The sequence below is a fragment of the Glaciihabitans sp. dw_435 genome (genome assembly GCF_018449675.1).
In the GTDB taxonomy this organism is placed as follows: Bacteria; Actinomycetota; Actinomycetes; order Actinomycetales; family Microbacteriaceae; genus Glaciihabitans.
The window spans coordinates 1-5787 of record NZ_JAAVUZ010000035.1 but is presented as its reverse complement, the minus strand read 5'-3'; the positions used below and the strand labels follow the sequence as shown (position 1 = coordinate 5787).

Genomic DNA, 5787 nt, shown 5'->3' with positions numbered 1-5787 from the left:
GTTAAACACGGGTGGCCACCCAACATGTTGGGTGGCCACCTGTAAAGGAAGTCCGGCGGTGTCCTACTCTCCCACAGGGTCCCCCCTGCAGTACCATCGGCGCTGAGAGTCTTAGCTTCCGGGTTCGGAATGTGACCGGGCGTTTCCCTCTCGCTATGGCCGCCGAAACACTATGGATCTACGATCGTCTAGTAGTTTCGTGCATAACTTCTATTCAGTTATCCCCACCACCGCGCAGATCCCTGCCATTTCTGGTGGGTGTCCCGTGTGTGTGGGGTGGTTTCCGACCGTAAATCGGGAACCACAAAGTGGACGCGTGCAGTCTCTCATTCACCCTCACCCGCATGGGGTGGTGGGGTGGTGTGTTATCAAGTTATCGGCTTATTAGTACAGGTCAGCTCCATGCGTCTTTAGTCCGCACTTCCACATCCTGCCTATCAACCCAGTAGTCTAGCTGGGAGCCTCTCACCCGAAGGTATGGAAATCTCATCTTGAAGCCGGCTTCCCGCTTAGATGCTTTCAGCGGTTATCCGTTCCGAACGTAGCTAATCAGCGGTGCTCCTGGCGGAACAACTGACACACCAGAGGTTCGTCCATCCCGGTCCTCTCGTACTAGGGATAGCTCTTCTCAAATTTCCTGCGCGCGCAGAGGATAGGGACCGAACTGTCTCACGACGTTCTAAACCCAGCTCGCGTACCGCTTTAATGGGCGAACAGCCCAACCCTTGGGACCTACTCCAGCCCCAGGATGCGACGAGCCGACATCGAGGTGCCAAACCATGCCGTCGATATGGACTCTTGGGCAAGATCAGCCTGTTATCCCCGAGGTACCTTTTATCCGTTGAGCGACAGCGCTTCCACAAGCCACTGCCGGATCACTAGTCCCGACTTTCGTCCCTGCTCGAGTTGTCACTCTCGCAGTCAAGCTCCCTTGTGCACTTACACTCGACACCTGATTGCCAACCAGGTTGAGGGAACCTTTGGGCGCCTCCGTTACTTTTTGGGAGGCAACCGCCCCAGTTAAACTACCCACCAGGCACTGTCCCAGAACCGGATCACGGTTCGTAGTTAGATATCCAAAGTGACCAGAGTGGTATTTCAACAATGACTCCACCTGAACTAGCGTCCAAGCTTCACAGTCTCCCACCTATCCTACACAAGCCACTCCGAACACCAATACCAAGCTGTAGTAAAGGTCACGGGGTCTTTCCGTCCTTCTGCGCGTAACGAGCATCTTTACTCGTAGTGCAATTTCGCCGAGTTCGCGGTTGAGACAGCTGGGAAGTCGTTACGCCATTCGTGCAGGTCGGAACTTACCCGACAAGGAATTTCGCTACCTTAGGATGGTTATAGTTACCACCGCCGTTTACTGGGGCTTAAATTCTCAGCTTCGCCATAACAGCTAACCGTTCCTCTTAACCTTCCAGCACCGGGCAGGCGTCAGTCCGTATACATCGTCTTGCGACTTGGCACGGACCTGTGTTTTTAGTAAACAGTCGCTTCCCACTGGTCTCTGCGGCCTTCGAACGCTCCAGGAGTAAATCCCTTCACGCCTCAGGCCCCCCTTCTCCCGAAGTTACGGGGGCATTTTGCCGAGTTCCTTAACCACGATTCTCTCGATCTCCTTAGTATTCTCTACCTGACCACCTGAGTCGGTTTGGGGTACGGGTGACTGGAACCTCGCGTCGATGCTTTTCTTGGCAGCATAGGATCACTGATTTCGTCCGTGAGGACTACCCATCGGGTCTCAGGCTATATGAACGACGGATTTGCCTATCGTTCGCCCTACATCCTTAGACCGGGACAACCATCGCCCGGCTCAGCTACCTTCCTGCGTCACACCTGTTAATACGCTAACCGCACCAGCATAGGGTCGTGTGCTAGGCCCAACGCTTCACCCCGAAGGGATCCATCACAGGGATTCAGACACTTAGCATTACTGGATTAGCTTGGGCGGTTCTTCGTCAGTACGGGAATATCAACCCGTTGTCCATCGACTACGCCTGTCGGCCTCGCCTTAGGTCCCGACTTACCCAGGGCGGATTAGCCTGGCCCTGGAACCCTTGGTCTTTCGGAGGACGGGTTTCTCACCCGTCTTTCGCTACTCATGCCTGCATTCTCACTCGTGTGGCCTCCACGGCTGGTTTACACCGCCGCTTCACTGGCCACACGACGCTCTCCTACCACTCCGTACGCCTGGACCCGATAAATCGAGCCGGGCTACTATACGAAATCTACAACTTCGGCGGTGTGCTTGAGCCCCGTTACATTGTCGGCGCGGAATCACTTGACCAGTGAGCTATTACGCACTCTTTCAAGGGTGGCTGCTTCTAAGCCAACCTCCTGGTTGTCTGTGCAACTCCACATCCTTTCCCACTTAGCACACGCTTGGGGGCCTTAGTTGGTAGTCTGGGTTGTTTCCCTCTCGACGATGAAGCTTATCCCCCACCGTCTCACTGCTGCGCTCTCACTTACCGGCATTCGGAGTTTGGCTAACGTCAGTAACCTTTTAGGGCCCATCAGCTATCCAGTAGCTCTACCTCCGGCAAGAAACACGCAACGCTGCACCTAAATGCATTTCGGAGAGAACCAGCTATCACGAAGTTTGATTGGCCTTTCACCCCTATCCACAGCTCATCCCCTCCATTTTCAACTGAAGTGGGTTCGGTCCTCCACGACGTCTTACCGTCGCTTCAACCTGGCCATGGATAGATCACTTCGCTTCGGGTCTAGGACCAGCGACTCAATCGCCCTATTAAGACTCGCTTTCGCTACGCATTCCCCTCACGGGTTAAGCTCGCCACTGATCACTAACTCGCAGGCTCATTCTTCAAAAGGCACGCTGTCACCCCTACAAAGGAGGCTCCAACGGTTTGTAAGCAGACGGTTTCAGGTACTATTTCACTCCCCTCCCGGGGTACTTTTCACCTTTCCCTCACGGTACTTGTCCGCTATCGGTCATCTGGGAGTATTTAGGCTTACCAGGTGGTCCTGGCTGATTCACACGGGATTTCTCGGGCCCCGTGATACTTGGGATACCTCTCGAACCATCGCAACATTTCGGCTACCGGGCTCGCACCGTCTATGGCTGGGCTTTCAATCCCATTCGCCTATATCACTTTGTAATCCTTGCTGTACGGCAGTAACAGCTGAAAGGTCCCACTACCCCGACCATGCAACGCCTGCCGGCTATCACACATGATCGGTTTGGCCTCTTCCGGTTTCGCTCGCCACTACTAACGGAATCACGGTTGTTTTCTCTTCCTGTGGGTACTGAGATGTTTCACTTCCCCACGTTCCCTCTACCCGCCCTATATATTCAGGCGGGAGTCACCAGGTCGTCTTACAACGCCTGGCGGGGTTTCCCCATTCGGAAATCCTCGGATCACAGCTCTATTATCAGCTCCCCGAGGCTTATCGCAGATTTATACGTCCTTCTTCGGCTCCAGATGCCAAGGCATCCACCGTCTGCTCTTAGAAACTTGATTTCACATGAGTAACAAATCGATCTCTCGCTACACCCATAGTCCAAAAACTATGAGGTCTCTTTGAAATTGATCTATTGCAACTATTACTAGTTGTATGTGACACCACCACGCAGTACATACATACTGCCGGTGGTGTCTAAGATGCTCGCGTCCACTGTGTAGTTCTCAAAATACGGGCGGTACCCCCCATCACCCACCAAAGCAGGCAACACCAGGGTCCGAAAACCGTGACTCTTCCAAGTCAAACGGCCCAGAGGTCCGATCCACACCAAACGGTGTAGGCCCGGTCCCTCAGGACCCAACAGCGTGCACAAGACCACTCCCCCACAAACGACCCTTCCGAACCTGCAAAGCAAGCTGTACTAAGTCAGAACGTGACGTCCTGGCCAATGTCAATGTTCCACCCATGAGCGCTACCGGAAAACAGATGTTCCCGAAATAGCTACGAAGCGTATAAGCGCTGTATACAGACGCTGTCTTCGAATGCTCCTTAGAAAGGAGGTGATCCAGCCGCACCTTCCGGTACGGCTACCTTGTTACGACTTAGTCCTAATCACCGATCCCACCTTCGACAGCTCCTTCCTTACGGTTAGGCCACTGGCTTCGGGTGTTACCGACTTTCATGACTTGACGGGCGGTGTGTACAAGGCCCGGGAACGTATTCACCGCAGCGTTGCTGATCTGCGATTACTAGCGACTCCGACTTCATGAGGTCGAGTTGCAGACCTCAATCCGAACTGAGACCGACTTTTTGGGATTCGCTCCACCTTACGGTATTGCAGCCCTTTGTATCGGCCATTGTAGCATGCGTGAAGCCCAAGACATAAGGGGCATGATGATTTGACGTCATCCCCACCTTCCTCCGAGTTGACCCCGGCAGTCTCCTATGAGTTCCCACCATTACGTGCTGGCAACATAGAACGAGGGTTGCGCTCGTTGCGGGACTTAACCCAACATCTCACGACACGAGCTGACGACAACCATGCACCACCTGTATACCGACCTTGCGGGGAGAACATTTCTGAACTTTTCCGGTATATGTCAAGCCTTGGTAAGGTTCTTCGCGTTGCATCGAATTAATCCGCATGCTCCGCCGCTTGTGCGGGCCCCCGTCAATTCCTTTGAGTTTTAGCCTTGCGGCCGTACTCCCCAGGCGGGGAACTTAATGCGTTAGCTGCGACACAGAAACCGTGGAATGGCCCCTACATCTAGTTCCCAACGTTTACGGCATGGACTACCAGGGTATCTAATCCTGTTCGCTCCCCATGCTTTCGCTCCTCAGCGTCAGTTACGGCCCAGAGATCTGCCTTCGCCATTGGTGTTCCTCCTGATATCTGCGCATTCCACCGCTACACCAGGAATTCCAATCTCCCCTACCGCACTCTAGTCTGCCCGTACCCACTGCAGGCTGGAGGTTGAGCCTCCAGTTTTCACAGCAGACGCGACAAACCGCCTACGAGCTCTTTACGCCCAATAATTCCGGATAACGCTTGCACCCTACGTATTACCGCGGCTGCTGGCACGTAGTTAGCCGGTGCTTTTTCTGCAGGTACCGTCACTTTCGCTTCTTCCCTACTAAAAGAGGTTTACAACCCGAAGGCCGTCGTCCCTCACGCGGCGTTGCTGCATCAGGCTTTCGCCCATTGTGCAATATTCCCCACTGCTGCCTCCCGTAGGAGTCTGGGCCGTGTCTCAGTCCCAGTGTGGCCGGTCACCCTCTCAGGCCGGCTACCCGTCGTCGCCTTGGTGAGCCATTACCTCACCAACTAGCTGATAGGCCGCGAGTCCATCCTTGACCAAAATTCTTTCCAACTCCTCACCATGCGGCGGAAGTTCGTATCCGGTATTAGACACCGTTTCCAGTGCTTATCCCAGAGTCAAGGGCAGGTTACTCACGTGTTACTCACCCGTTCGCCACTAATCCAAGAGCAAGCTCTCTTCATCGTTCGACTTGCATGTGTTAAGCACGCCGCCAGCGTTCATCCTGAGCCAGGATCAAACTCTCCGTAAATGTTTAATAGCCTCACCACAAGTGATGGGCACATCTAGTGCAACCCGCACCCGGAATAGGGTGACAAGGCTGCAAGTTTGAAACTGACAAGAACAAATCATTACTGACTTGCTTGTTTGTTTATATCTATTCCAAAGGAATCCGAACCATCAATCACCGCTAGAAACGGATCAAAACGGCCGGGTTTTGGCATTTGACATTGTGCACGCTGTTGAGTTCTCAAGGATCGGACGCACCTGATCCCACCTCACGGTGTTCCTCAGGGCAACTTCACTAACCTACCACAAC

Annotated in this window: 3 rRNA genes; all 3 read right to left on the bottom strand. The window is 53.7% G+C overall.

Features of this window, described 5'->3' with window-relative positions:
* Positions 1-50: 50 nt before the first annotated feature.
* Positions 51-167, bottom strand: a 5S ribosomal RNA gene (gene rrf / locus HB677_RS18050).
* 197 nt (positions 168-364) lie between these two features.
* Positions 365-3488, bottom strand: a 23S ribosomal RNA gene (locus HB677_RS18045).
* A 494-nt stretch (positions 3489-3982) separates the two neighbouring features.
* A 16S ribosomal RNA gene (locus HB677_RS18040) occupies positions 3983-5499 on the bottom strand.
* Together the 16S, 23S and 5S rRNA genes form the textbook arrangement of a ribosomal RNA operon.
* Between the last annotated feature and the right edge of the window lie 288 nt (positions 5500-5787).